The following is a 24,696-nucleotide window of genomic DNA, read 5'->3' as shown; positions in this document are numbered from 1 at the left end:
CGGATGGCGTCCTCTCAGGCAACCTCGAAGATGCCCTCGACCTCGACCGCCGCATCCCCGGGAAGCACGGCGACGCCGATGGTGGTGCGGGCGTGACGGCCCTTGTCGCCGAACACCGCGACCATCAGGTCGGAAGCACCGTTCAGCACCTTCGGTCCCTCCAGGAAATCCGGCGCGGAATTGACGAAGCCGCCGAGCCGCACCACGCGGACCACCTTGTCGAGGTCGCCGAGCGCGATCCTGACCTGCGCCAGCAGATTGATCGCGCAGCCGCGCGCCGCGGCGCTGCCTTGCTCGATGGTAACGCCGGCGCCGAGCTTGCCCTTGGCGATCAGCTTGCCGTCGAGGCCGTTACAGACCTGACCCGATACGAACAGCAGGTTTCCGGAGCGGACAAAGCCGACATAATTGGCGACGGGGGCTACGGGCTCGGGCAAGACAATACCCTGTGCCGCCAGTTTCTGCTCAATCGTACCTGCCATGCTTCGTCCTCGTCTGCTGTGATCTGTACCCGATATAGCCGGGCGCGCTTTGTTTCGCGCATTGCGGCACTACATGCAAGCCATCGGGTTTCGGCAAACGGCCTCCCGGTTTTCCGGCTGTTTCCCGGGCCGAGGACGGGAGGACAGGCCGGAAAACCGGGAGGCCGGACTGTTTTTGTCGGTTTCGCCCTAGTTGCGGCGCAATGGGGCGATCCCTAATGTGACGGAATCCTGACCGAGAACACACACATGACCCGTTCGCTTCCTTCCTTCCGCAACGCCCGGTTGCTGGCGCTAGCCATTGCCGCCATCGGGCTTGGGTCTGGTTTTGCCGACGGCACGGCCGATGCCGCTGCGGCTACGCCGTTTCTCGCGCATCAGGCGCTCTATGATTTGAGCTTGGTGAAGTCGCGCGGCTCCAGTCCGATCAGCAGCGCCCGCGGGCGCATTCTCTACAATTTTTCGGGCAGCGCCTGCGAAGGCTACACTTCGGAATTCCGGCAAGTCTCGGAGATGGAAAGCGGCGAGGACAAGCTGACGCTGAGCGACCTGCGTTCGACCTCCTGGGAGGACGGGGCCGGCAAGACCTATCGCTTCAAGATCGATGCGCGGATGAACGAAGCCGATTCCAGCCCGGTCGATGGCGTCGCGGAGCGGACCGGCGACCATGTCACCGTCAAGCTGAAATTGCCGGAGGAGAAGACCTTCACGCTCGACGGCAACACCGTGTTTCCGACCCAGCAGATCGAGCGCATCATCGAAGCCGCGCGCGAGGGAAAATCCGTGCTCGAACTGATGGTCTATGACGGCTCGGACAATGGCGAGAAAGTCTACAACACGCTTTCCGTGATCGGCCAGCCGATCCCGGGCGGCCGGGCCCCCTCCGACCCGGATCCCTCCACTGCGAGCGATGCGATGAAGTCGATGACGCGGTGGCCGGTGACGGTCAGCTATTTCGACCACGACGCCAAGCCTACCGAAGGCGAACAGACGCCGGTCTATTCGATGTCGTTTGAATTATACGCGAACGGCGTTTCGCGGGCGCTGGTGCTGGACTACAATGATTTCGTGATTTCAGGTTCGCTTGGAAAATTCGACGTCTCGGACGCCGGCAAGGACTCCAAGCCGTGTAAGTGAGGCGAGGGCCTTACGCCTCGACCGTCATGCGCGGGGTTAATCCTGCGCATCCATCACACTTCAAGGATTTTTCGAAATAGATGGATTGCCGGGTCAAGCCCGGCAATGATGGTTGGTCATTCCGTCTTCTGCGGTCCCTCATAGGCAATGCCCCGGATCACGGCGGCATCGCCGAATTTCCGGCGCAGATCGTCGATCGCGCGCTCGGCATGGGCCGAGCGGCGGTCGAGCATGTCGGTGTCGTTGGCCTGCGATCCCGGGCGCAGCGCACTGACGCCGGTGCCCATCAGCCGGAACGCGGTGCCGTCGATTTCCTTCGCCAGCATTTCCCGGGAGATCGCGAAGATTTTTGCCGCGAGCTGCGTCGGCGCATGGATCGATTGCGAGCGGGTGCGTTGCCGGAAGTCGGCGGTCTTGAGCTTCAGCGTGATGGTGCAGCCTGCGAGGCTGCTGTTCTTCAGCCGCGACGATACTTTTTCCGACAGCCGCCAAAGTGTTTTCTCGAGGGTTGCAAGATCGCGGATATCGGTCTCGAAGGTGGTCTCGCTGGAAATGGTCTTGGCGCCGCGATCGGGCACCACGCAGCGGTCGTCGATGCCACGCGCCAGCCGCCACAGCCTGCGGCCCTCGGTCGAGAACTGCTTCATCAACTCGGTTTCGTCGGCGCGCTGCAAATCGGCGATGCTGCGGAAACCGCGCTGCGACAGCCGCTCCTGGGTCGCAGGTCCGACGCCGAATATGAACCCGACCGGTTTGTCCGCCAGCATCGCTTTCGCTTCCTCCTGGTCGAGCGCCGCAAAGCCCCTGGGCTTGTCGAGGTCGGAGGCGATCTTGGCCAGGAACTTGTTGCAGGACAGGCCGACGGAAACCGTGATCCCGATCTCGCGTTCGACCTGGTGGGCAAAGCGGGCCAGCACCTTGGCCGGGATCATGCCGTGGACGCGCTGGGTGCCGGCGAGATCGAGGAACGCCTCGTCGATCGAGAGCGGCTCGACCAGCGGCGTCAGCGCCTGCATGGCGTGGCGGACCTCGCGGCCGACCCTGACATATTTCGCCATGTCGGGCCCGATCACGACCGCCGACGGGCACAGCGCGAGCGCCTTGAACATCGGCATCGCCGAGCGCACGCCGTAGGTCCGCGAAATGTAGCAGGCCGCCGAGACCACGCCGCGCTTGCCGCCGCCGATGATGACGGGCTTGTCGGCTAACTTAGGATTGTCGCGCTTCTCCACGGTCGCGTAGAAGGCGTCGCAATCGATATGCGCCAATGTCAGCGCGGGCAGGGCGCGGTGATGCACTAGGCGAGGCGAGCCGCATTCGCTGCACCGCCGGGCCGCCGCGTCGAGATCGACAAGGCAATCCCGGCAAAAACATGTCGGCCCTGATGCGGCATCGTTCACGGCACATCGCGCTCCCACTGCGGATCGTTCAGCGCCTGATGGGCGGCTGCAATGTTGGTCGGATGAAGCTGGGAAGCTGCCGCGAACGCCTTCACGGTCGCGTCATCCCGCATCACGAAATCGAGCACGCTTGCGAGGAAACGCGGATCCTTCGCTGCCATGCGCAGGGTCTCCGGGCCGATCCCGCTTTCGGCCAGGAACAAGCCCAGCCGTTCCGGTTCCCCGGCGATGAAGGAAAGCGCCTGAACTGCAACAATTTCAGCCACTTCCCGCGGGTTTTGAACAGGTTTTCTCAACGGTCCCGTTTGCCTTTCCGTAACTTCTGGTCTCTAGTTTGGAACCATCATGCCCGAGTCTGCGAAAAATGTTCAAGCAAGTGCGAACCGCAGCGCAGAAAGACATCCCCTCAACTTAACGGGTTAGAGCGAATCTGGCGCTATTTTGAATTCACTTTTTTACACGTCCGGCGGGCGGCCGATAGCCGCTTGCCGGGTCCAGCAATGTGATCGGAGGGACGGGATGGCGAAAACCGTCCTGATCGTGGAAGACAACGAGCTCAATATGAAGCTCTTTCGCGATCTCCTGGAGGCGCACGGCTATAATACGTCCGGAACCAGCAATGGTTTCGAGGCGCTCGATCTCGTTCGCAAGCTGCGCCCGGATCTCGTTCTCATGGATATCCAATTGCCCCAGGTGTCCGGCCTCGAAGTGACGAAATGGATCAAGGACGATCCGGATTTGCGCGCCATTCCGGTGGTCGCGGTCACGGCGTTCGCGATGAAGGGGGATGAGGAGCGTATCCGCGAAGGCGGTTGCGAGGCTTATTTGTCCAAGCCGATTTCAGTAGGCAAGTTTATTGAAACCGTCCGGCGGTTTGTGGGGTAGGGGAGAATTTAGTGTCCGCGCGTATTTTGGTTGTCGATGACGTCCCCGCCAATGTCAAACTGTTGGAAGCGCGGCTGTCGGCCGAGTATTTCGACGTTCTGACGGCGAGCAACGGCACCGAGGCGCTCGCGATCTGCGCGCGCGCCGAATGCGACATGATCCTGCTCGATGTCATGATGCCCGATATCGACGGCTTCGAGGTCTGCCGCCGGCTGAAAACCAATCCCGCGACGCATTTCATTCCGGTCGTGATGGTCACGGCGCTCGACAGCCCCGCCGACCGCGTGCGCGGCCTCGAGGCCGGCGCCGACGATTTCCTGACCAAGCCGGTGTCCGATGTCGTGCTGATCGCAAGGGTGCGGTCGCTGACCCGGCTGAAGATGATGACGGACGAGTTGCGCATGCGCGCCATCACCTCGCTCGAGATCGGCGTGCAGGCGCCGGAGCGCAGCGCCGTGGCCGATACCGGCATGGGCGGCCGTGTCCTGCTGGTCGACGACCGCGCCTCGTCCTATGAGCGGCTGGCGCCGGTATTGAGCGCCGAGCACACCGTCGATGTCGAGACCGATCCGGCGGAAGCGCTGTTTCATGCCGCAGAGGGCAATTACGATCTTCTGATCGTCTCGCTGGGCCTTGAGAATTTCGACGGCTTGCGGCTGTGCAGCCAGGCGCGCTCGCTGGAGCGGACCCGGCATGTGCCGATCCTTGCGATTTCCGACGCCGACAACAACACCCGGCTGCTGCGCGGCCTCGAGATCGGTGTCAATGATTACCTGCTGCGCCCGGTCGACAAGAACGAACTGCTGGCCCGCGCGCGCACCCAGATCCGCAAGCGCCGCTATACCGACCATCTGCGCGACAATGTGCAGAACTCGATCGAGATGGCGATCACCGACGGGCTGACCGGCCTGCATAATCGCCGCTACATGGAGAGCCATCTGGCCACGCTGGCCGAACAGGCCGCAAGCCGCGGCAAGCCGCTGGCGCTGATGATGCTCGACATCGATTACTTCAAGGCGATCAACGACACTTACGGCCACGATGCCGGCGACGACGTGTTGCGCGAATTCGCCGTCCGCGTCCGCAAATCGATCCGCGGCATCGATCTCGCCTGCCGCTATGGCGGCGAGGAATTCGTCATCGTGATGCCGGAAACCGACCTGCATGTCGCGGGCATGGTGGCGGAACGGCTGCGGCGCGCGATCGCCGGCGAACCCTTTGCGGTGAACAAGGGCAGCAAGCGCATCGAGGTCACGATCTCGATCGGGCTGTCCACGCTGGAGAACAAGGTCGAAAACGTCGCCGACCTGCTCAAGCGGGCGGACATCGCGCTCTACCGCGCCAAGAACAACGGCCGCAACCGGGTGGTGGCGGAGGCGGCCTGAGCGATGGCCGGTGGATCGGCCGGCGATGATCTGGTTCAGGTCGAGAGCCTTATCGGTTCTGATTGAATCAGAACCGGGCGCTGCCATTTTTTGACGCGTTTCTTCACGCGAACCGGAATCCACTTCGCTCGAAAACGCTATGGTTTCGCCGAAACACCGGCTCGCGCTTTTCCGGACCGAGCTCCGAAGATGAAAAAAGCCCTGAAAAATGAAAACGGGGCCCAAAGGCCCCGTTGAAGTCGGCAGTATTCCCGCGATCTTACTTGATTTTACCTTCGCGGAATTCGACGTGCTTGCGCGCGACCGGATCGTACTTCTTCTTGACCAGCTTGTCGGTCATGGTGCGCGAATTCTTCTTGGCGACGTAATAGAAGCCGGTATCCGCCGAGGAGACGAGCTTGACCTTGATGGTGACCGCTTTGGCCATGTTCAGAACCTATAATGTAAAGAGTGGTCAGGCGCCGGCCAAACCGGCCTGCATTTGGCGCGCAACCTAGCCTTTAACGGCCCAAAGTCAAGATTTTGCCGGTAAAATAACCGCACAAATCAGGCCATTCAGGCCTCGAAGAAGCGGTTTTTCGGCCTCGGCAGCCCCAGATTTTCCCGCAAGGTCTTGCCCTCGTACTCTTTCCGGAAGATTCCGCGCTTTTGCAGTTCCGGGATCACCTTGTCGACGAAATCGTCGAGGCCGGCGGGTAGGAACGGGAACATGATGTTGAAGCCGTCGCTGCCTCTCGTCGTCAGCCATTCCTCCATCTGATCGGCGATCAGCGCGGGCGTGCCGACGAAGGACAGCCCGCCATAGCCGCCGACGCGCTGGGCGAGCTGGCGCACGGTGAGCTTGTCGCGCGCCGCAATGTCGACCAGGCGCTGCCGGCCGCTCTTGGAAGCGTTGGTTTCGGGGATCGGCGGCAACTGGCCGTCGGGGTCGAAGCCGGAGGCATCGGTGCCCAGGATCACCGAGAGCGAGGCGATGGCGCTGTCGTAATGTACCTTGCTGTCGAGCAAGGCGCGCTTCTCCTTGGCTTCCTCGACGCTGTCGCCGACCACCACGAAGGCCCCGGGCAGGATCTTCAGATGGTCGGGATCGCGGCCGACCTTTTCCATGCGGCCCTTGATGTCGGCATAGAGCTTTTGCCCGTCGGCGAGGCTGCTGCCGCCGGTGAACACGGCTTCCGCGGTCTCGGCGGCGAGCTGCTTGCCGTCTTCCGACGCGCCGGCCTGCACGATCACCGGCCAGCCCTGCACCGGGCGGGCGATGTTGAGCGGGCCGCGCACCTTCAGATATTTGCCCTTGTGGTCGAGCACATGCATTTTGGCGGGGTCGAAATAAAGCCCGGCTTCGACGTCGCGCACGAAGGCGTCGTCGGCGAACGAGTCCCAGAGCCCGGTGACCACGTCGTAGAACTCGCGCGCCCGCTTGTAGCGTTCGGCGTGCTCCATGTGATCCTCAAGCCCGAAATTCAGCGCGGCGTCCGGATTGGAGGTGGTGACGATATTCCACCCCGCGCGGCCGCCGCTGATGTGATCGAGCGAGGCGAACCGGCGAGCGACATGGTAGGGCTCGTCGAAGGTGGTCGATCCGGTGGCGACCAGCCCGATATGTTCGGTGACGCTGGCCAGCGCCGACAACAGCGTGAACGGCTCGAACGAGGTGACGGTGTGGCTGCGCTTCAGCGCATTGATCGGCATGTTGAGCACGGCCAGATGATCGGCCATGAAGAAGGCGTCGAACTTGCCGGCCTCGAGTTTCCGGATCAGTTGCTTGATATGCGCGAAGTTGAAATTGGCGTCCGGCCAGGCGCCGGGATAACGCCACGCGCCTGTATGAATGCTGACCGGCCGCATGAATGCGCCGAGCTTGAGTTGCCGTTTTGCCATCGCCCCAATCCGTGCTGGTTGTCGTTTGGGAAGAAGTAGGCATGAAAGGGCGCCGTGCCATTGCCGTAAGGGCAGAAGATTATTTTGTTTTTGGGCGCGTCTCCGACACGATCGTCATTCCGCGATGGTCCGAAGGACCAGACCTCCGATGCGCAATTGCGCATTGGGGAATCTCAAGATTCCGGGTTCGCACTAACGTGCGCCCCGAAATGGCGGAGAGGTGGGACGCTACGCCCCCAGCACGTCCTTCTGCATCTTGCCGCCGTAGAAATGGAAAAAAGGCACCGGCGCATCGTGGCTCAGGGGCCCGGCGGCGAGGCGCTTTTCGAGTTCGTTCAGCACGTTTCTGGTCATGGCGTGCAGATCGGCGAGCGGTTGCGACCCGAGCTCGACCCATACCAGCTCGACCAGTTCGGCGTCGGGGTGGACCACGCCCTCGACCCGATGCGCGATGGCCGAGGCATCGGCGGTGAAGAAGCGGGTATCGAAGCGCCTGATACGGCCGGGCGGGGTAATCGCACGCGCGATCAGGAACAGGCCCGATGGATCGGGCAAAAGACCTGCCTCGACGAACGGCTTCCACGGACCGTCGAGGCTGGGCGCGTTGCTCTCGCTCTTGCTGCCGAGGCAGAGGCCGGTCTCTTCGCAGGCTTCGCGGATGGCGGCGACCGCCAGCGCGCGCGCCCGCGAGGCGGCGATCCTGGGGCTGCCTTTCAGCAGGTTGGCTTCCAGCGCTTTGGACATCGGCGCGGCAACAGGGACACGGTTGTCGGATTTATCGACCCGGCCGCCCGGGAAAACGAACTTGCCCGGCATGAACACCACCTTGTCGTGGCGCCTGCCGACCAGAACTTTCGGGACCGCCGCGCTGCGATCGATCAGGATCAGCGTCGCGGCATCCTTGGGCCGGAAATACGGATGGTGATCGGCTTCTTTTTCTTCCTTTTTCGCTTCCCTTGCGGCCTGTGCGACGTCGGTCATCTCCACCCCACTGATCTTATTTTTAATTAAGCCGATTAGACGGGCGGAATGCCGTCCGGGGCGTTGTCGTCAAATCCGTGCATGCGCAGGGCCCATTGCAGGCCGACCACGACCCCCTTTACCGGCTGCAGCAGCAGGATTGAGAGGATGAAGGTGAGCGGCAGGTAGATCGAGAGTTGCAGCGCCACCGGCGGGGAATAGTTGGTTTCGATCATCAACGCCAACGGCACCATGATGTGCCCGACGATGACGATGACCAGATAGGCCGGCAGGTCGTCGGCGCGGTGCGGCGTGAAATCGAGGCCGCACACCGAACAATGGTCGTCGACCTTCAGGAAGGCGCGAAACAGCTTGCCTTCGCCGCAGCGCGGACAGCGGCTGCGAAAGCCGCGCTTCATCGCGCTCCACACGTCGCGTTTTTCAACCAGTCCGGCTTGTCGCGTCCAGACCTTGGGCGCCGGGTTCAAGGTGTTCATGGCTTGCCTTTCCCTGACTTGTCCTTTCCTGACGTGCCGGATTTGCTCCTGGCTGACGTGCGGACGGTCTTGTGCGGGCTTCGGCCCGGATGTTTTTTGGTCTTGTGCTTTTCGGCCCTGTGCGTTTGGGGGTGGGCTTTCGTCAGCGTCCCCGGACCGGCGCCACGCGCGCGGTCGCGTCTTCGTCCTCGCTGCTCGACACGGCCTTCCGACAGCAGTTCAAAGCGCAATGCGCCGGCGACGGGGGCAGCTTCTACCAGACGGACGTCGACCACGTCACCGAGCCGGTGCATGGCTCCGCTGCGCGATCCGATCAGCGCGTGGCGGGTCTCGTCGTAATTGAAATATTCGGTTCCCAGCGTGCGGATCGGGATCAGGCCATCGGCGCCGGTATCGTCGAGCTTGACGAACAGACCGGCGCGGGTGACGCCGGAAATCCGGCCCTGAAAGGTGGCGCCGATCCGGTCGGCGAGGAAATGCGCGATCAGGCGATCGGCGGTTTCGCGCTCCGCCTTCATGGCGCGGCGTTCGGTGACGGAAATCTGCGCCGCGACCTCGTTGAGGCTTTCCACCGTCTCGGTCTCGGGCAGGGCGCCTTCGCCGAGGCCAAGCGCCCGGATCAGGGCGCGATGCACGACCAGATCCGCATATCGCCGGATCGGCGACGTGAAATGCGCATAGCGCCGCAGGTTCAGGCCGAAATGTCCGTAGTTCTCCGCCGAATATTCCGCCTGCGCCTGCGAGCGCAGCACCACTTCATTCACCAGCGGTTCGGAATCATGACCGCTGACCTGGGCCAGCACGCGATTGAACATCGAGGGGCGCAGCGCGCCGCTCTTGACGAAGGGAATGTCCAGCGTTTTCAGAAATTCCTGCAAATTGTGAACCTTCTCGAGCGTCGGTTCGTCATGCACCCGATAGATAAGCGGCAGCGCCTTCTTTTCCAGTGTTTCGGCGGCCGCGACATTGGCCAGGATCATGAATTCTTCGATCAGTTTATGCGCGTCCAGCCGCTGCGGCACGATCACGCGATCCACCATACCGTCGGGCTTCAGCAGGATCTTGCGTTCGGGAATATCGAGATCGAGCGGATCGCGTTCGTCGCGCGCGCGCTTGACGAGATCATAGGCCGCGTAGAGCGGTTTCAGGATCGGATCTAGCAGGGGCCCTGTCACATCGTCGGGCCGCCCGTCGATCGCCGCCTGCGCCTGAGCGTAATTCAGCTTGGCGGCCGATCGCATCAGGATGCGATGAAAGCTGTGCGAACGCTTGCGGCCGTCATTGCCGATCACCATCCGCACCGCCAGCGCGCCACGCGGCTCGCCCGGCACCAGCGAACACAGGTCGTTGGAGATGCGTTCGGGGAGCATCGGCACCACGCGGTCCGGGAAATAGACCGAATTGCCGCGGGCCAGCGCGTCGCGGTCGAGCGCCGATCCCGGCCGTACATAGAAGGCGACGTCGGCGATGGCGACGTGGACGATGGTGCCGCCTTTGTTGTTTGGATCGCTATCCGGTTCGGCGTGAACCGCGTCGTCATGGTCCTTGGCGTCCGGCGGATCGATGGTGACGAGCGGCAGCTCGCGCCAGTCCTCGCGTCCGGCAAGCGTTGCAGGGCTTGCCGCTTCGGCCTCGCGCAACGCCGCCGGCGAAAAGGCTTGCGGAATTTCGTGGGCGTGGATCGCGATCAGGCTGACCGCTTTTTCCGACGCCAGCGACCCGAGCCGCTCTTTCACTTTTCCGGACGCAAGGCCGAAGGCGCGGGTGCGGACCAGATCGACGCTGACGAGATCGCCATCCTCGGCGCCGTTGGCATCGGCTTTCGCGATATTCAGTTCGCGGCCGGCCTGCTTCTTGTCCACCGGGACCAGGCGTCCGCCGCCGTCGGGAAGCTTGCGGAAGATTCCGAGCAGTCGCGTCTTGCCGTGATCGATCACCTTGATGACGCGGCCGCGATAGGGCGTGCCGTCGCTTTCCTCGATTTTTTCGATCCGTAGCAGCGCGCGATCGCCGACGCCCGCCGCCGTGCCCGGCTGCGGACGGCGGGGAACGTGAATGCGGATTTTCGGCGCGGCGCCGCTCTCTTCCTCGTCCCATTCGGTCGGGGTTGCGATCAATTCGCCATCGGCGTCGCGGCCGGTGATGTCGGCCATCACGGTCGGCGGCAGCGCCAACGGTTCATGCATCTTCCGCTTGCGCCTGGCGATCGCGCCTTCGTCGGCGAGTTCACGGAGCATGCGTTTCAGTTCGACGCGGTCGGCATTCTTCAAGCCGAACTCGCGTGCGATTTCACGAGTCCCGACCTCGCCCGGATGCGCGCGGATAAAGGCGACGATGGCGTCCCGGCTTGGAAAGACCTTGTCGCGGTGTTTTGCCACTTATCCGCTTATCCTATCCGCTCGCTTTGCCGGCGCTTTTCTTCGCGGCGGGGTTTGCGGCTTTTGCCGCCGACGTCTTGGCCGTTACCGGAGCGCGAGCTTTGCTCGCGGCGTCGGATTTCGGCTTTGCCGCCGACTTTTTCGCGGCGGCCTTCTTGGCAGGCTTTGCGGCTTCGCCGTCTGCTTTTTCCTTGGCGGGTTTCGCCTTGGCGGACTTGGTACTTGCCTTGGCGCCTGTCTTGGCCGCGCGCTTCGGCTTGGCGCCGCCCTTCGCCACGCGCTCGTCGATCAGCGCGATGGCCTCGGGCAGGGTGATGGTGTCGGGCGTCTTGTCGCTCGGGATGGTGGCGTTGACGCCGCCCGCGGTGACGTAAGCGCCGTAGCGGCCGTTCTTGACCGCAACGCCGCCAAGCGTCGGATGATCGCCCAGCGGCTTGCCGGGATCGGCGCCGAAACGGCGGCCGCTCGGTCCTTTGGCGACCTTCTCGGCGATCAGCGTGACGGCCCGGTTGAGCCCGATATCGAACACCTCATCGCCGGCCTCGAGGCTGGCATAGGTTTTTTCGTGGCGCACGAACGGGCCGAAGCGGCCGATGCCGGCGGTGATCGGCTCGCCGGTCTCGGGATGCTTGCCGATCTCGCGCGGCAGCGACAGCAGTTTCAGCGCAAGCTCAAGCTCGATATCGCCGGGCGACATGTTCTTCGGAATGCCGGCGCGCCTGGGCTTTTCGCCCTCGGCATAGTCCTTCTGCTCGCCAAGCTGGATGTAGGGGCCGAACCGTCCGGCCTTCACCACCACATCGAGGTCGGTGTCGGGATCCTTGCCCAGGATGCGGTCGGCGCTGGCCTCGCTGTCGGCCGCGAGCGGACGGGTGTAGCGGCATTCCGGATAATTCGAGCAGCCGACAAAGGCGCCGAACTTTCCGGCCTTGAGGTGGAGCTTGCCGGTGCCGCAGGTCGGACACTGCCTGACGTCGCCGCCATCGGCGCGGGGCGGGTAGATGTGCGGCCCGAGCATGTCGTCGAGCACGTCCAGCACTTGCGCGACGCGCAAATCCTTGATGTCGTCGACCGCTCCGATGAAATCGCGCCAGAAATCCTTCAGCACCTGCTGCCAGGAAATCTCGTTGTTGGAGACGCGGTCGAGCTGCTCCTCCAGATCGGCGGTGAAGTCGTATTCGACGTAGCGGCGGAAGAAGCTTTCCAGGAACGCGACCACGACGCGGCCCTTGTCTTCGCCATGCAGGCGTTTCTTCTCGAGCCTGACATAGCCGCGGTCCTTCAACACCTGCAGGATCGAGGCGTAGGTGGAGGGACGGCCGATGCCGAGCTCTTCCATGCGCTTGACCAGCGAAGCTTCGGAAAAGCGCGGCGGCGGCTCGGTGAAATGCTGGGTGACGGCAAGATCCCGCCGCTTCAGCGCGTCGCCCTGGCTCATCGCGGGCAGGCGCCGGCTGTCCTCGTCCTCGCCATCGTCGTCGCGGCCTTCCTGGTAGAGCGCGAGGAAGCCGTCGAACTTGATGACCTGGCCGGTGGCGCGCAGCTCCAATAGCCGCGAGCCCGCCTTGGCTGCGATATCGACGGTGGTGCGCTCGAGCTCGGCCGATTCCATCTGGCTGGCGACGGTGCGGGTCCAGATCAATTCATAGAGCCTGGCCTGGTCGGAATCGAGACGGTGGCTGACATCCGGCGGACGCCGCGACAGATCGGTCGGACGGATCGCTTCATGCGCCTCCTGCGCGTTCTTCGCCTTGGTCTGGTACTGGCGCGGCGCCTCCGGCACATAGGCGTTGCCGTAGTCCTCGCCGATCACCTTGCGCGCCTGCACGATCGCCTCATTGGCGATCTGCACGCCGTCGGTTCGCATATAAGTAATGAGTCCGACGGTCTCGCCGCCGATATCGACGCCCTCATAGAGCCGCTGCGCGATCCGCATCGTATGCGCCGGCGCGAAGCCGAGCTTGCGGCTGGCTTCCTGTTGCAGCGTCGAGGTGGTGAACGGCGCCTGCGGGTTGCGGCGCGCCGGCTTGGCCTCGACCGAGGAGACCGTGAAGCTTGCGGCTTCGATCGCCTTCTTGAAGTCCTCGGCTTCCGCGCCGCTGCCGATATCGAGCCGCTGGATCTTCTTGCCGTCGGCGCCGACCAGCCGCGCCTCGAAGGTGTCGCCGCGCGGCGTGACCAGGGTCGCCACCAGCGACCAGTATTCGCGGGGGACGAATTTCTCGATTTCGAGTTCGCGGTCGCAGACCAGCCGCAGCGCCACCGATTGCACGCGGCCGGCCGAACGCGCGCCCGGCAGTTTGCGCCACAGCACCGGCGACAGCGTGAAGCCGACCAGGTAATCCAGCGCCCGCCGCGCCATATAGGCGTCGACCAGCGCGCCGTCGATCTCGCGCGGATGCTTCATCGCATCGGTGACCGACTGCTTGGTGATGGCGTTGAACACCACGCGCTCGATCTTCTGATCCGTCAGCGCGCGCTTCTCCTTCATCACTTCGAGCACGTGCCACGAGATTGCCTCGCCCTCGCGATCAGGGTCGGTGGCGAGGATCAGCTTGTCGGCGCCCTTCAAGGCCTTGGCGATGTCGTTGAGCCGGCTCGCCGCCTTGGGATCGACCTCCCAGATCATCTGGAAGTTGGCCTCCGGATCGACCGATCCGTTCTTCGCCGGCAGATCGCGGACATGGCCGAACGAGGCCAGAACCTCGTAGGACGGGCCCAGATACTTATTGATCGTCTTGGCTTTCGCCGGCGACTCGACAATGACGAGATTCATGTCATTCCAATAACTTACAGGGAGAATAAAGGCCGGTTCCGCGAGATTCGCGCCGGCCGTTTCGCACCGAACATGGGTGTAGCCGGGGCCCCTGTCAAATCGGCAGATGTCGAGGGGCCCGTTTCCGGCCCCGATCCACTATCCGGAAAGTTGTAAAATACCGTCCTAGAGTTGCGCTCTCAAAGGGGGTACCTTCCGGCAATACACGGATTCGGATGTACCTTGACCAAGAAAAAGAGCGGCCGAAAACGCGCCACCCGGGCCATGCCAGCCAGGGTCCGCCAGCGAGACCATGAGCCGCGCGGCGAGGGAGGACCGGAGGAGGCGGCGGCTTTCATCGCGGAAGCCACCGCCGATCTGGTCCAGATGGCCCACCGTCACGGGCTTGAGATGCTCAGCCATCTGCTGCGGATGGCTGAACTGGAGGCGGACGAGTATCTGCGCGACAAGCGCAACCTGTCGTGAGCGGTGGGGCCATAGCGTTTTCGAGCGAAAGCCTGTCCCGGACCTGGATAGCGGGGCGGATGCCGGTTCGCGTTCAGAAAACGCGTTAAAATAACCGGCTATTCAGGCGCGCCGCCGGCGTTTTGCCGGCGGATTTGGCTGCAACATCGTATCGATGCCGTCGAGCAGCCGGCCGTCCTCGGCGCGCAGTTCCAGCTTCCGCACCGGCCGGCCCTGTTCGCGATCGACCAGCAGGGTGGCGAAGCAGGGTTCGGGCGAAAATTCTTCGCTCCACTGCCGCAGCGCCACCAGGATCGGGAAAATCCCGCGCCCCTTCGGCGTCAGCACATATTCCTGGTAGGCGCTGCCGTCGGAGGCGGGCGCGTTTTTCAGGATGCCGTCGTCCACCAGGGCGCGCAGCCGCACGGTCAGGATGTTCTTGGCCAAACCCAAGCTTTTCTGGAATTCGCCGAAGCGGCGCCGGCCCAGAAAGGCATCGCGGATGATCAGAAGCGACCACCAGTCGCCGATCGAATCCAGCGATCGCGCGATCGGGCACTCGGCCTGCTCGAAGCTTGTCCGTTTCATCAGCGCATCCTTATCGAACTCGTCTTTTTCGGAGCATGGCCTTTTCGGAAAACCGGTACCCACTTTTCCGGGTCATGCTCCGATCACGGCGTTGTGTAGTTGCATTATGAAACCGCGTCCCATAGATGGCAACTTAGTTTAATAATGCAACTACTGGAGGCTATTCGTGAGATTGGCGAACAAGACGGCATTGATTACCGGCGGCAACAGCGGCATCGGCCTGGCGACGGCGCGGCTGTTCGTGAAGGAGGGCGCGAAGGTCACGATCACGGGCCGCAACCGCGCGACGCTGGAGGAGACCGCGAAGGAGCTCGGGCCGAACGCGCTCGCGGTGGTGGCCGATGCCACCGATGTCGCGGCCACGGAAGCCGCGATCAAGCAGGCGGCGGAAAAATTCGGCAAGCTCGACGTCGTCTTCGCCAATGCCGGCATTCCCGGCAACACGCCGCTCGGATCGACCACGCTGGCCGCGTTCGAATCCGTGATCCGGACCAACATCACCTCGGTCTTCTTCACGGTGCAGTCGGCGGTGCCGTATCTCAACGACGGCGCCTCGATCATCCTCAACGGTTCGGTGATCTCCGTGCTCGGCAATCCCGGCTATTCCGCCTATGCGGCGAGCAAGGCGGGCGTGCGGGCGATGGCGCGGGTGATGGCCTCGGAGCTTTCGCCGCGACGGATCAGGGTCAATGTGGTCGCGCCAGGCGCCGCGCGGACGCCGATCTGGAATGGCGCCGCGCCGACGCCGGAAGCGTACGCGGCGCTCGACAAGCGGATTTCGCGGGCCATCCCGCTGGGCCGGCTTGGCGAAGCCGACGAAGTCGCCAAGACGGTGCTGTTCCTGGCTTCCGACGATGCGTCGAATATCCAGAGCGCCGAGATCTTCGTCGACGGCGGTTCGACCGGCTCGCCGGCCGGCGCGCCGATCTACCGCGGATAGGCGAAAATTCATTGAACCTTGCTCGGACCCGCACAGACCTTTTCTAGGCAGGACTTCTGGCGGCTTTGAAAACCGACGCATGGGAGCAATGGATATGCCGGAGACGAATGGTCATTCCGCATCGGTGCGCGCATCACGCGCTTTGTCTCAGGGGTCCGAAGAGCATCCCCTGGTACCGATCGCGCTGTTCTCCGGCATAGGTCTTTTGGCCTCGCTGCTCGCCATGCTGATGGGCGTGCAGGTCGCCTGGTACTAGCCGACCGCATTTCAGGGCGAAGATTCGACCTGCCGCTGTCAGATGGCGGCGACAGGTCGTTTTTGTTTCCCTTATGCCGCGTGCAGATCGGTCGCGGCCTGCAAGGCGCCGGTCAATGCTTTCTCGCGGTATTCCGGTCCGATCTGAATGCCGTCGGCGGAAATGAATTCGGGGTTCTTGACCCCGATGAAGCTGAACACCCAGCGCAGATAGGTCTCGAGATGTTCGCCGGCCGCCATCGGCGTGTCGGCGCCGTAGAAGCCGCCGCGCGAAACGGCAATGATGACCCGCTTGTTGCCGGCCAGCCCTTCGACGCCTTGCGCGCCATATTTGAAAGTCTTGCCGGCGACCACGATGCGGTCGATCCAGGCCTTGAGCTGGCTCGGAATGGTAAAATTATACATCGGCGCGCCCAGCACCACGATATCGGCGGCGAGGAACTCGTCCAGCATCGTCTGGCCGGCAGCGAGGTCCTGCAGCAGCGAGGCTTCCGGCGTGGCGCCTTGCGCGGCGGCCAGATGCGAGCCGGACAGATGCGCCAGCGGCGTCGCGGTGAGGTCGCGAGAGACGATTTCGAGATGCGGATGCGTTTTCCGCAGCCGGTCCACGATCGCGGCGGAAACTTGGCGGCTGACGGAGTTCGGGCCGAGCACGCTGGAGTCGATATGCAGGAGTTTCATTAGGGTCACCCTTGGTATAAGTTTGTAACTGGCGCTATATGAGTGACTGTTGGGAAACCCCGCAAGAACGCACATTTTTTGAACCTGAGCACATCTGTGAAACCCGAGCACAACAAAGTGCCTGTCCTGCCGCCCAATGCGCATCTCGACGGCGACTGCCGCGCGGTCGCCTCGGTGCTGGCGCGGGTCGGCGACAAATGGAGCGTGTTCGTCATCATGCTGCTTGGCGGCGGGCCGCGCCGTTTCAACGAGATCAAGCGCATGGTCGGCGGCATCTCGCAGCGGATGCTGACGCTGACATTGCGCGGCCTGGAACGGGATGGGCTGGTCACCCGCACCGTGTTTCCGACCATTCCGCCACGGGTCGATTACGAACTGACCGATCTCGGGCACGGACTGTCGAAGCCGGTGGCAGCGCTCGGCGCATGGGCGCACGAGCATCAGCCGGAAATCGAGGGCGCCCGTACACGGTTCGATGCACGGAATGGCGCGGGCTGATCAGATCAGCGACACCAATCCGCCGCCGTGACGCTCCAGCCTTCCGGCAAGTTCAAACTCGAGCAGCACGACGCGCGCGGTGGCCGGCGAGGCGCCGGACAGCCGGATCAGATCGTCGAGGCTGACCGGGCTCGGCCCGAGCAGGTTGAGGATACGCGTGCGATCGGCGGCCTCCGGCTCGAAATCGAACAATTCGTTGTCATCGGGTTCGCGCAGCGCGATCGGTCGCCCCAGGATCGGTTCGACCACCTGGATCACGTCGGCGGCTTCGGTGATCAGCGTCGCGCCCTGCTTGATCAGGTCGTTGGTGCCGGCGGCGCGCGGATCGAGCGGCGAGCCGGGCACCGCGAACACCTCGCGGCCCTGTTCGGCGGCGATGCGCGCGGTGATCAGCGAGCCCGAGCGGTGCGCGGCCTCGACCACGACGACGCCGACCGCTGCGCCCGAGATCAGCCGGTTGCGGCAGGGAAAATCCCGCGCCCGCGGCGCATGGCCGAGCGGCATTTCTGAAATCGCGGCGCCCGAGCCCAGCAGATCGAGTAGCAGATCCTCATGCTCGGGCGGATAGATCCGGTCATGGCCGCCGGCCAGCACCGCCAGCGTGCCGCTGGCGAGGCTGGCGCGATGCGCCGCCTGATCGATGCCGCGCGCCAGCCCCGAGGCAATGACAAAACCGGCCTCGCCGAGATCGCACGCCAATTGGCCTGCGAATTTCAAACCGGCGGCGGACGCATTGCGCGAGCCGACGATCGCAATCATCGGCCGCATCAACACTTCAGGCGCGCCGCGCACGCCGAGCAAAGGCGGCGCATCGTCGAGTTCTGCAAGCCGTGGCGGGTAGCCGGCTTCATCCGGCGCCAGCAGGCTGACGCCCCATCGCTGGCTAGCGGCAAGCTCAGTGCGTGCGTCTTCTTCGGTGCAAATGCGCCCCGACCGTGCCGCACCTCCGCGCCGCGCCAGATCGGGCAGGCGCTCCAGCGCCACACGCGCGCTGCCGAAATAAGTGAGGAGGGAACGGAAGGTGCGCGGGCCCGGTATTATGGCGCAAACGCCACAAGGTGGGACCTAGCCAATCCCGCCGATGCCCATAGGTGAGCGCCATGTGGCAGCGAGCGGCTTGGACCGCGTCAATCGTCTTGTGCTGGGGAGTTGTGTTCGGGGCAATCGCCGAAGCGCAATGTTTCGTCCCCGATGTCCGGATCATAAATTCGACAGAAGGGCGTTCTCCGAATCTTCTTGAAGACATCCCGGAAGACAATTTCTCCATAGAAGAAGATTGTCGCTTGGTGCTTACGCGCCCGGTTTATCATTTGGATGGTTTCGCTCGAAAGGTCCTCGGCTCCGGGGATCGAGTCTCCTGGGTTCACGGTGCCTTTGTCATCCAGGACATTGTTTTCAATGTTAGGAAATTTGAAGTCGAGTGGAAGGGTTGCGCCAAATGGCATCTCTTTCCAGCTCCCATGCATATAGGAATCGATCGCCGGTGTTTGCCCAGAATTGCGGACAAAAACCATTATGAAATTTCCCCGGTAAAAGGCGCTCTTTTTTTCGATTTTGGGTGCGTCGGGCGGATCGCAGCTTTCGCAATGCAACTCAAAAGCCTTGGCATCCATTGCCAGATAGGCCCTGAGCTGCAACTCGCTCGATTTGATCTGAGCCCGAAGGCTTTCTCGCAAAGTGCCATCGGTACTATGCATTTCGATCCACTGCCAGATGGCGACCCAAACAAGCAGTCCGGTCGCGACCGCAGTGAGGATGGGGCTGAGCCAGTTGAGGGTATCTACAGCATACTTCAAGTGGCCGGAGATGGATCTGAGAGCACCGAGCGCAGTTTCCCTTATTTCCGATTTTGGGGAGGCGGCATCATCTTTACGCTCGGGTTCTGCTCCTGCTTGATCGCCATCGGTCAAAGGAAGCCCCTGCTTTTTATCTTCGGCTCGGCTCTTTGCATTGTTGCCGCTATTCTTGCCGGGCCTAAATCTCCTCCAAAGCTACCCCTTCAAGTTCCAGTGCCGCAATACACGCGAGGAAGAATGTCGCCGGGAATGTGCCTCTAGCGAGTTTGTTGGTGATTGAGGCCTTGGTTTCATTCAGCCCGTGTTTCTTGAGCCGCGTTGCCAATTCGTCATAGGTGACATCAGTATCCTTCAGCTTGTGCTTCAGGAACGCAGCGGCCCGTTCAGCCCATTCTTCCTCTGATTTGATGTTCATCCTGACCTCTCAAAAATGAAAGGATATCATATCTGATATTTTCCTGTTGCCAACCCCACTGCTATCAGATATGATATCTTCATTGATCAGGGGCAAACAAATGGCACAGCACTTCCTCCTTTCCCGAGCCGCCAAGTCCCTCTCGCTGGCGACCGTTTTCACGATGAAGGATGAGGAAGCGGAAGCCAGGTTTCGGCAAATCCGCTGGGCCGAAACCAACGGCGAGCCGGTTTGCCCGAACTGCGGAAGCGTTGATGCCTACGATTGCCGGCGCCTCAAGGGCGCGCCGCGCTTCCGCTGCCGGGGCTGCAAAAAGGATTTCAGCATCACCAGCGGGACGCTGTTCGCCAGCCACAAGCTGCCGCTCCGCTGCTATCTCGCCACCATCGCAATCTTCTGCAACGAAGTGAAGGGCAAGAGCGCGCTGGCCCTCAGCCGCGACCTGTGCGTTTCCTACAAATGCGCTTTCGTACTGCTGCACAAGCTGCGGGAAGCCATGGCCGAAGAACTCAAGGGCCGCATCGTCGGCGGTGAAGGCAAAGAGGCCGAAGTGGATGGCGGCTATTTCGGTGGCTACATCAAGCCTGCCAATCTCAAGGAAGAACGCGTCGATCGGAGATATGCCAAGAACCAGAACGGCAAGCGCAAGGTGGTCGTCATCATCCGCGAGCGCGGCGGCAATTCGGTTCCCGCGGTATTCGGATCAGAGAGCCAAGCAGCCTCGTTCATTCGCGCTCGGGTCGCCAAAGGCACCGTGGTTCATGCCGACGAAGCCGGTTCTTGGGATGGTCTTCACGAGCGTTTCGAAATGAAGCGTATCAATCATCAGGAAGCCTACAGTCTAGATGGTGCCTGCACCAATCAGGCCGAAGAATACTTCTCCCGACTGCGGCGGGCCGAGATCGGAGTTCATCACCATATCGCTGGCGCGTACCTCCTGCGGTACGCTCAAGAGTCCTCATGGCGTGAGGATAACCGCCGAATCTCGAATGGCGATCAGATGAACCGCGTAGCGGCGCTGGCGTTAAAGCGCGGCAAGTCGGTGGACTTCACCGGCTATTGGCAGCGACATATCGCAGGCTAACTTGCCAACAGCTTTTTGCAAAGATTGGCCGCTGCAATAATTCGCTGAAAGTCACCAATGGCCTTCGCTGTGCCAGTCTGCCCGCGAAGTCGCTTGATGTGGCTTTCCATCCGGTCAATATCAGCCGTTTGGATGGCGATGAGGAGATCTCGCATAGTCAACTACTTACCTCTGGTGCAGCCTCGTAATTCTCTGGAGAACTCTCATGAAAATCACAAAGCTAGCTTTGCCGATCTTGGCATTCACTATTACTGCCTTAAACCTGGGCGTATTGATGTTGAATTTTTCCGTTCGCGCAAAAGCAGACGTCGCAGGCAAGGACTGGTTCGAACTCGTGAAGGATGATGATTTTAGGCAAGCGGTCGGATTTGTCGTAAGTAAATGCACGATTGACGAGGATAGTGGGCCACCAAAAATCCTATGTGGACGGTGAAGCCTTTAATCGCCAGCGCGCGGGAAATCCCTCCCCAATTACCGCCGCACCTTTGCGTTTTCGCAACGCCGCCAAGATAGCGGCCTGCAGGTTGTTCTCCTGCTTCCCCGTGGCCGCTGGCGACTTGCCGACCAACAGGGTCTTGCAGATATCATCCGCCGTCATGGGCCTCTCAGCCCGCCGTAGGGTGTCTATAACGGCCCTATATAGAGTTCCGCGCTTGAACCAAGGATTGCCGGTATTGCGCCGCTTAGCCGATATGGACCGGGCGTTAAAATCCGGGTCCAGCATCTTCATGACGGCTTCTACCTGCACCATTTGGGCGCGGAGTTTGTCGCCAGATTTGCGGTTGCCCTCGATCTTGCCGGCCAGCTCGGCATGAAGCTGGCTAAGGGTGTGCATGGCTTGCTTGGATAGTATCTCGGCTCTCGGCATGTTCGTCTCCTTGTGCCGGAAGACGTAGTTAGAGCCGGTTATTTGGCTTGTGGCGTTTGCGCCATAATACCGCGCGGGCCGATATTGTCGGAACGGATCAGCCGCAGGCGGTCGATCCGCTCGGCCTCGGTGAGGTGAACTGTCTGATTAGAATCGTCCACGCTTGCTCCCGCATGTCATTCCGGGGCGACGCGAAAGCATCGAACCCGGAATCTCGAGATTCCGGGTCCATACGAAGACGCGTGTCCCGGAATGACGATCCTATTTCTTCTGCCCGATCTTGCTTTCGGTCCCTGCCTGCAGGCGCATGATATTTTCGCGATGCTTGTAGAACAACAACAGCGTCAGCACGGCGAACAGCGAGGCGAGCGCGAGGTGGCCGAACCACCACAGGAAGATCGGCGTCACAACACTCGCCACCAGCGCCGACAGCGACGAATAACGCGTGATCGCGGCGGTCGCGAGCCACACCACGCAGAACAGGATCGCGGCCGGCCAGAACAGGCCGATCAAGACGCCGATATAGGTGGCGACGCCTTTGCCGCCCCTGAACTTGATCCAGATTGGAAACAGATGGCCGAGAAAGGCGCCCAGCGCCGCCAGCATCGCGGCGTTGGGGCCGTCTGAGAGGCCCGCGATCAGCACCGCGGCGGTGCCCTTGAGCATGTCCAGGATCAGCGTCGCCGCGGCGAGACCCTTGCGGCCGGTGCGCAGCACGTTGGTGGCGCCGATATTGCCGGAGCCGACCGAGCGCAAATCCTGCGTGCCTGCCAGTCTGGTGAGGATCAGCCCGAACGGGATCGAGCCGAGCAGATAGCCGAGGACAAGCGCCACGATCAGGAAGGCGTCAGCCGACATTGCCGTTATTCCTTCCACGGCTGTTCCTAAACATGTTCAAAGACGGTGCGGCCGCCGATGATGGTGCGCACCACACGGCCCGAGAACCGCGCTTCGTCGAACGGCGTGTTCTTGCATTGTGACTTGAGGTCGGCGGGATCGAGCACCCAGGGCACGTCGGGATCGATCACGATCACGTCGGCGGGCGAACCCGCGCGCAGCGTTCCGCCCGGCAGCCCCAGCAGTTCGGCGGGACGCGTCGACATCGCGCGGATCAGGGTCTTGAAATCCATCTCGCCATTATGGACCAGCCTCAAGGCCGCCGGCAGCATGGTTTCGAGGCCGACCGCGCCGCTGGCGGCCTCCGCGAACGGCAGGCGCTTGACCTCCACGTCCTGCGGATTGTGATCGGACATGATGACGTCGATCAGGCCCGAGGCGACGGCTTCGACCAGCGCCCGCCGATCGTCCTCGGTACGCAATGGCGGCGACAATTTTAAAAACGTCCGGTAGGGGCCGATATCGTTCTCGTTCAGCGTCACGTGATTGATCGAGACCGAGGCGCTGACCGCCAGCCCCGCATCGCGGGCGCGCTTGAGGATTTCCAGCGAGTCGATCGCGGAGAGCGACGCCGCATGATAACGGCCGCCGGTCAGCGCGACCAGGCGCATGTCGCGCTCCAGCATGATCGCCTCGGCGGCGTTGGGAATGCCGGTCAGGCCGAGCCTCGAGGCGAACTCACCTTCATTCATCACGCCTTCGCCGACCAGATCGGGATCTTCGGTGTAATGGACGATCAGCGCGTCGAAATCGCGCGCATAGGTCAGCGCCCGGCGCATCACCTGTGCGTTGGTGACGCTGTGCGCGCCGTCGGTGAAGGCGACCGCGCCGGCGGCTTTCAACAAGCCGATCTCGGTCATCTCCTCGCCGGCAAGGCCCTTGGTCAGCGCCGCCATCGGATGGATGTTGACGATCGCGGTGTCGCGCGCGCGGCGCAGCACGAAATCCACCGTCGCCGAATTGTCGATGACGGGCGAGGTATCCGGCTGGCAGATGATGGTGGTGATGCCGCCGGTCGCGGCGGCCTGGCTGGCCGAGGCAAAGGTCTCGCGATGGCTGGCGCCGGGCTCGCCGACGAAGGCGCGCATGTCGATCAGCCCTGGCGCGACGATCTTGCCGGCGCAATTGACGATGTCGGTGCCTTCGGGCACGCCGGCGGCACCGATGCCGCGCCTGCTATCGCGGATCACGCCATCGGCGATCAGCACATCGCCGACGCCATCGAAATCGCGCGCGGGATCGATGATGCGGGCATTGGCGAGCAGGATCGGGCGGCGGTCGGTCAGCATCTCAGGCGTTCGGCAGGTTGCGGGCGAGTGCTTCGAGCACCGCCATCCGCACCGCCACTCCCATTTCCACCTGTTCGCGGATCAGCGATTGCGCGCCGTCCGCCACCATCGAGTCGATCTCGACACCGCGGTTCATCGGCCCCGGATGCATCACCAGCGCATCCGGCTTGGCATAGGCCAGTTTCTTCTGGTCGAGGCCGAAATACTGGAAATATTCGCCCGTTGACGGCACGAAGGAACCGTTCATGCGCTCGCGCTGCAACCGCAGCATCATCACGATATCCGCGCCATTGAGTCCCTCGCGCATGTCACGGGCGACCTCGACGCCCATCCGTTCGATGCCGCTCGGCAGCAGCGTGGAGGGTGCGACCACCCGGACGCGGGCGCCCATGGTGTTGAGCAGGATGATGTTGGAGCGCGCCACCCGCGAATGCATCACGTCGCCGCAAATTGCGATCACCAGGCCCTCGATGCGGCCCTTGTTGCGGCGGATGGTCAGCGCGTCGAGCAACGCTTGCGTCGGGTGCTCATGGGCGCCGTCGCCGGCATTGATCACGGAACCGTCAACCTTGCGCGCCAGCAACTCGACCGCGCCGGAGGCGTGATGCCGCACCACCAGGATGTCCGGGTGCATGGCGTTCAGCGTCACCGCCGTGTCCATCAGGGTTTCGCCCTTGCGCATCGACGACGACGACACCGACATGTTCATGACGTCGGCGCCGAGGCGCTTGCCGGCGATCTCGAACGAAGACTGGGTGCGGGTCGAGGCCTCGAAGAACAGGTTGACCTGGGTGCGGCCGCGCAGCGAGGTGCGCTTCTTGTCGATCTGGCGGTTGAGCTCGACATATTCCTCGGAAAGGTCGAGCAAGCCGGTGATGTCGGCAGCGGAAAGGCCCTCGATTCCCAGCAGATGCCGGTGGCCGAGGACAAAGGACGATTTCGATACAGGGGTCATTAAAGCGAGAGCTATAGGCGCGGAGGGATGGCGGGGCAAGTACGAAAGGGGCGGTCGCGAGTTATCCCCCGGTCTGTCCTTTTTCTCGTCATGCTGGCGTTTGTTCCGGCCATCGACGTCTTCCTTGTCATTAACCGTAAAAAAGGCATCGGGGGGACCGAAACAAGTCCAGCCATGGCAGCGTTGGAGCGAGCTTTTCGTGAAG

At 62.6% G+C, this 24,696-nt stretch carries 27 protein-coding genes and 1 pseudogene; 9 read left to right on the top strand and 19 right to left on the bottom strand.

Annotated features, from left to right (window positions below; genetic code table 11):
* Nucleotides 1-14: 14 nt before the first annotated feature.
* Complete coding sequence (locus HB630_RS13100) at nt 15-482, bottom strand: RidA family protein (RefSeq protein WP_213772669.1); 468 nt, start codon at nt 480-482, stop codon at nt 15-17.
* A 249-nt stretch (nt 483-731) separates the two neighbouring features.
* Here HB630_RS13100 and HB630_RS13095 point away from each other — a divergent pair, with 249 nt between their 5' ends.
* On the top strand, nt 732-1,619 hold the full coding sequence (locus HB630_RS13095; RefSeq protein ID WP_213772668.1) for a cell envelope integrity EipB family protein: 888 nt from the start codon (nt 732-734) through the stop codon (nt 1,617-1,619).
* Nucleotides 1,620-1,735: 116 nt separating this feature from the next.
* On the opposite strand, the gene HB630_RS13090 is transcribed toward HB630_RS13095, so the two are convergent.
* Nucleotides 1,736-3,019, bottom strand: a complete 1,284-nt coding sequence (locus HB630_RS13090) for a DNA polymerase IV (protein ID WP_346656088.1) — start codon at nt 3,017-3,019, stop codon at nt 1,736-1,738.
* Nucleotides 3,016-3,315: a DUF3572 domain-containing protein gene (locus HB630_RS13085; protein ID WP_213772666.1), complete on the bottom strand. Its 300-nt coding sequence runs from the start codon at nt 3,313-3,315 to the stop codon at nt 3,016-3,018. The genes HB630_RS13090 and HB630_RS13085 overlap by 4 nt, the downstream gene beginning before the upstream one ends.
* Before the next feature lie 223 nt (nt 3,316-3,538).
* On the opposite strand from HB630_RS13085, the gene HB630_RS13080 reads away from it, so the two are divergent.
* Both HB630_RS13080 and HB630_RS13075 read left to right on the top strand, forming a co-directional pair.
* Complete coding sequence (locus HB630_RS13080; protein ID WP_213772665.1) at nt 3,539-3,904, top strand: response regulator; 366 nt, start codon at nt 3,539-3,541, stop codon at nt 3,902-3,904.
* Between the two features lie 11 nt (nt 3,905-3,915).
* A complete protein-coding gene (locus HB630_RS13075; protein WP_213772664.1) occupies nt 3,916-5,289 on the top strand; it encodes a PleD family two-component system response regulator in 1,374 nt (457 codons plus the stop codon).
* 259 nt (nt 5,290-5,548) lie between these two features.
* Here the strand turns inward: HB630_RS13075 and rpmG are convergent, their stop codons facing one another.
* The 6 genes from rpmG to topA all read right to left on the bottom strand — a co-directional run bounded on the left by rpmG (nt 5,549) and on the right by topA (nt 13,781).
* Nucleotides 5,549-5,716, bottom strand: coding sequence for a 50S ribosomal protein L33 (rpmG, locus tag HB630_RS13070; RefSeq protein ID WP_100382284.1), 168 nt, complete (start codon nt 5,714-5,716; stop codon nt 5,549-5,551).
* Nucleotides 5,717-5,844: 128 nt separating this feature from the next.
* Nucleotides 5,845-7,170: an LLM class flavin-dependent oxidoreductase gene (locus HB630_RS13065; RefSeq protein ID WP_213772663.1), complete on the bottom strand. Its 1,326-nt coding sequence runs from the start codon at nt 7,168-7,170 to the stop codon at nt 5,845-5,847.
* 228 nt (nt 7,171-7,398) lie between these two features.
* Nucleotides 7,399-8,151: an NUDIX hydrolase gene (locus HB630_RS13060; RefSeq protein WP_213772662.1), complete on the bottom strand. Its 753-nt coding sequence runs from the start codon at nt 8,149-8,151 to the stop codon at nt 7,399-7,401.
* Nucleotides 8,152-8,186: 35 nt separating this feature from the next.
* On the bottom strand, nt 8,187-8,627 hold the full coding sequence (locus tag HB630_RS13055; protein WP_213772661.1) for a DUF983 domain-containing protein: 441 nt from the start codon (nt 8,625-8,627) through the stop codon (nt 8,187-8,189).
* The gene (gene rnr, locus HB630_RS13050; protein WP_213772660.1) at nt 8,624-11,005 is read right to left on the bottom strand and encodes a ribonuclease R; all 2,382 of its coding nucleotides are present in this window, start codon (nt 11,003-11,005) and stop codon (nt 8,624-8,626) included. Before rnr ends, HB630_RS13055 begins: the two co-directional genes overlap by 4 nt.
* Before the next feature lie 13 nt (nt 11,006-11,018).
* On the bottom strand, nt 11,019-13,781 hold the full coding sequence (topA, locus tag HB630_RS13045; RefSeq protein WP_213772659.1) for a type I DNA topoisomerase: 2,763 nt from the start codon (nt 13,779-13,781) through the stop codon (nt 11,019-11,021).
* A gap of 222 nt (nt 13,782-14,003) precedes the next feature.
* Here topA and HB630_RS13040 point away from each other — a divergent pair, with 222 nt between their 5' ends.
* Nucleotides 14,004-14,246 carry a hypothetical protein gene (locus HB630_RS13040; RefSeq protein WP_346656087.1) on the top strand — a complete coding sequence of 81 codons (243 nt, stop codon included), beginning with the start codon at nt 14,004-14,006 and terminating at the stop codon, nt 14,244-14,246.
* A gap of 102 nt (nt 14,247-14,348) precedes the next feature.
* Here the strand turns inward: HB630_RS13040 and HB630_RS13035 are convergent, their stop codons facing one another.
* Nucleotides 14,349-14,816, bottom strand: coding sequence for a helix-turn-helix domain-containing protein (locus HB630_RS13035; protein WP_213772913.1), 468 nt, complete (start codon nt 14,814-14,816; stop codon nt 14,349-14,351).
* Nucleotides 14,817-14,979: 163 nt separating this feature from the next.
* Between HB630_RS13035 and HB630_RS13030 the strand changes: the two genes are divergently transcribed.
* Together HB630_RS13030 and HB630_RS13025 are read left to right on the top strand one after the other, a co-directional pair.
* Nucleotides 14,980-15,753: an SDR family oxidoreductase gene (locus HB630_RS13030; protein WP_213772658.1), complete on the top strand. Its 774-nt coding sequence runs from the start codon at nt 14,980-14,982 to the stop codon at nt 15,751-15,753.
* 94 nt (nt 15,754-15,847) lie between these two features.
* Nucleotides 15,848-16,009, top strand: a complete 162-nt coding sequence (locus tag HB630_RS13025; protein ID WP_213772657.1) for a hypothetical protein — start codon at nt 15,848-15,850, stop codon at nt 16,007-16,009.
* A 71-nt stretch (nt 16,010-16,080) separates the two neighbouring features.
* On the opposite strand, the gene HB630_RS13020 is transcribed toward HB630_RS13025, so the two are convergent.
* Nucleotides 16,081-16,689: an NAD(P)H-dependent oxidoreductase gene (locus HB630_RS13020; RefSeq protein WP_213772656.1), complete on the bottom strand. Its 609-nt coding sequence runs from the start codon at nt 16,687-16,689 to the stop codon at nt 16,081-16,083.
* 117 nt (nt 16,690-16,806) lie between these two features.
* On the opposite strand from HB630_RS13020, the gene HB630_RS13015 reads away from it, so the two are divergent.
* Nucleotides 16,807-17,187 (top strand): helix-turn-helix domain-containing protein, encoded by a 381-nt coding sequence (locus tag HB630_RS13015; RefSeq protein WP_346656086.1) that lies wholly within the window; start codon nt 16,807-16,809, stop codon nt 17,185-17,187.
* On the opposite strand, the pseudogene dprA reads toward HB630_RS13015, so the two are convergent.
* The 3 genes and pseudogenes from dprA to HB630_RS13000 all read right to left on the bottom strand — a co-directional run.
* Nucleotides 17,188-18,219 (bottom strand): annotated as a pseudogene (gene dprA / locus HB630_RS13010) (DNA-processing protein DprA); the annotation flags it as partial.
* Between the two features lie 95 nt (nt 18,220-18,314).
* A complete protein-coding gene (locus HB630_RS13005) occupies nt 18,315-19,097 on the bottom strand; it encodes a hypothetical protein (protein WP_213772654.1) in 783 nt (260 codons plus the stop codon).
* A 64-nt stretch (nt 19,098-19,161) separates the two neighbouring features.
* The gene (locus HB630_RS13000; protein WP_213772653.1) at nt 19,162-19,398 is read right to left on the bottom strand and encodes a DUF6471 domain-containing protein; all 237 of its coding nucleotides are present in this window, start codon (nt 19,396-19,398) and stop codon (nt 19,162-19,164) included.
* Nucleotides 19,399-19,498: 100 nt separating this feature from the next.
* Here HB630_RS13000 and HB630_RS12995 point away from each other — a divergent pair, with 100 nt between their 5' ends.
* Both HB630_RS12995 and HB630_RS12990 read left to right on the top strand, forming a co-directional pair.
* On the top strand, nt 19,499-20,482 hold the full coding sequence (locus HB630_RS12995) for an IS1595 family transposase (protein ID WP_213772652.1): 984 nt from the start codon (nt 19,499-19,501) through the stop codon (nt 20,480-20,482).
* A gap of 205 nt (nt 20,483-20,687) precedes the next feature.
* Entirely contained in the window at nt 20,688-20,915 is a 228-nt protein-coding gene (locus HB630_RS12990) for a hypothetical protein (protein WP_213772651.1), read from the top strand.
* Here HB630_RS12990 and HB630_RS12985 read toward each other — a convergent pair.
* The 5 genes from HB630_RS12985 to HB630_RS12970 all read right to left on the bottom strand — a co-directional run bounded on the left by HB630_RS12985 (nt 20,901) and on the right by HB630_RS12970 (nt 24,491).
* Nucleotides 20,901-21,350, bottom strand: a complete 450-nt coding sequence (locus tag HB630_RS12985) for a hypothetical protein (RefSeq protein WP_213772650.1) — start codon at nt 21,348-21,350, stop codon at nt 20,901-20,903. The two genes, HB630_RS12990 and HB630_RS12985, sit on opposite strands and share 15 nt — an antisense overlap.
* A gap of 38 nt (nt 21,351-21,388) precedes the next feature.
* The gene (locus HB630_RS28640; RefSeq protein ID WP_276571600.1) at nt 21,389-21,511 is read right to left on the bottom strand and encodes a hypothetical protein; all 123 of its coding nucleotides are present in this window, start codon (nt 21,509-21,511) and stop codon (nt 21,389-21,391) included.
* 100 nt (nt 21,512-21,611) lie between these two features.
* A complete protein-coding gene (gene plsY / locus HB630_RS12980) occupies nt 21,612-22,208 on the bottom strand; it encodes a glycerol-3-phosphate 1-O-acyltransferase PlsY (protein ID WP_213772649.1) in 597 nt (198 codons plus the stop codon).
* A gap of 26 nt (nt 22,209-22,234) precedes the next feature.
* Entirely contained in the window at nt 22,235-23,536 is a 1,302-nt protein-coding gene (locus HB630_RS12975) for a dihydroorotase (protein ID WP_213772648.1), read from the bottom strand.
* Nucleotide 23,537: 1 nt separating this feature from the next.
* Nucleotides 23,538-24,491: an aspartate carbamoyltransferase catalytic subunit gene (locus HB630_RS12970; protein ID WP_213772647.1), complete on the bottom strand. Its 954-nt coding sequence runs from the start codon at nt 24,489-24,491 to the stop codon at nt 23,538-23,540.
* Nucleotides 24,492-24,696: the final 205 nt, after the last annotated feature.

This window comes from Bradyrhizobium sp. dw_78 (assembly GCF_018449525.1).
In the GTDB taxonomy this organism is placed as follows: domain Bacteria; phylum Pseudomonadota; class Alphaproteobacteria; order Rhizobiales; family Xanthobacteraceae; genus Bradyrhizobium.
Note: the sequence above shows the minus strand (reverse complement) of the source record. Positions and strands in the feature narration are given on the sequence as shown.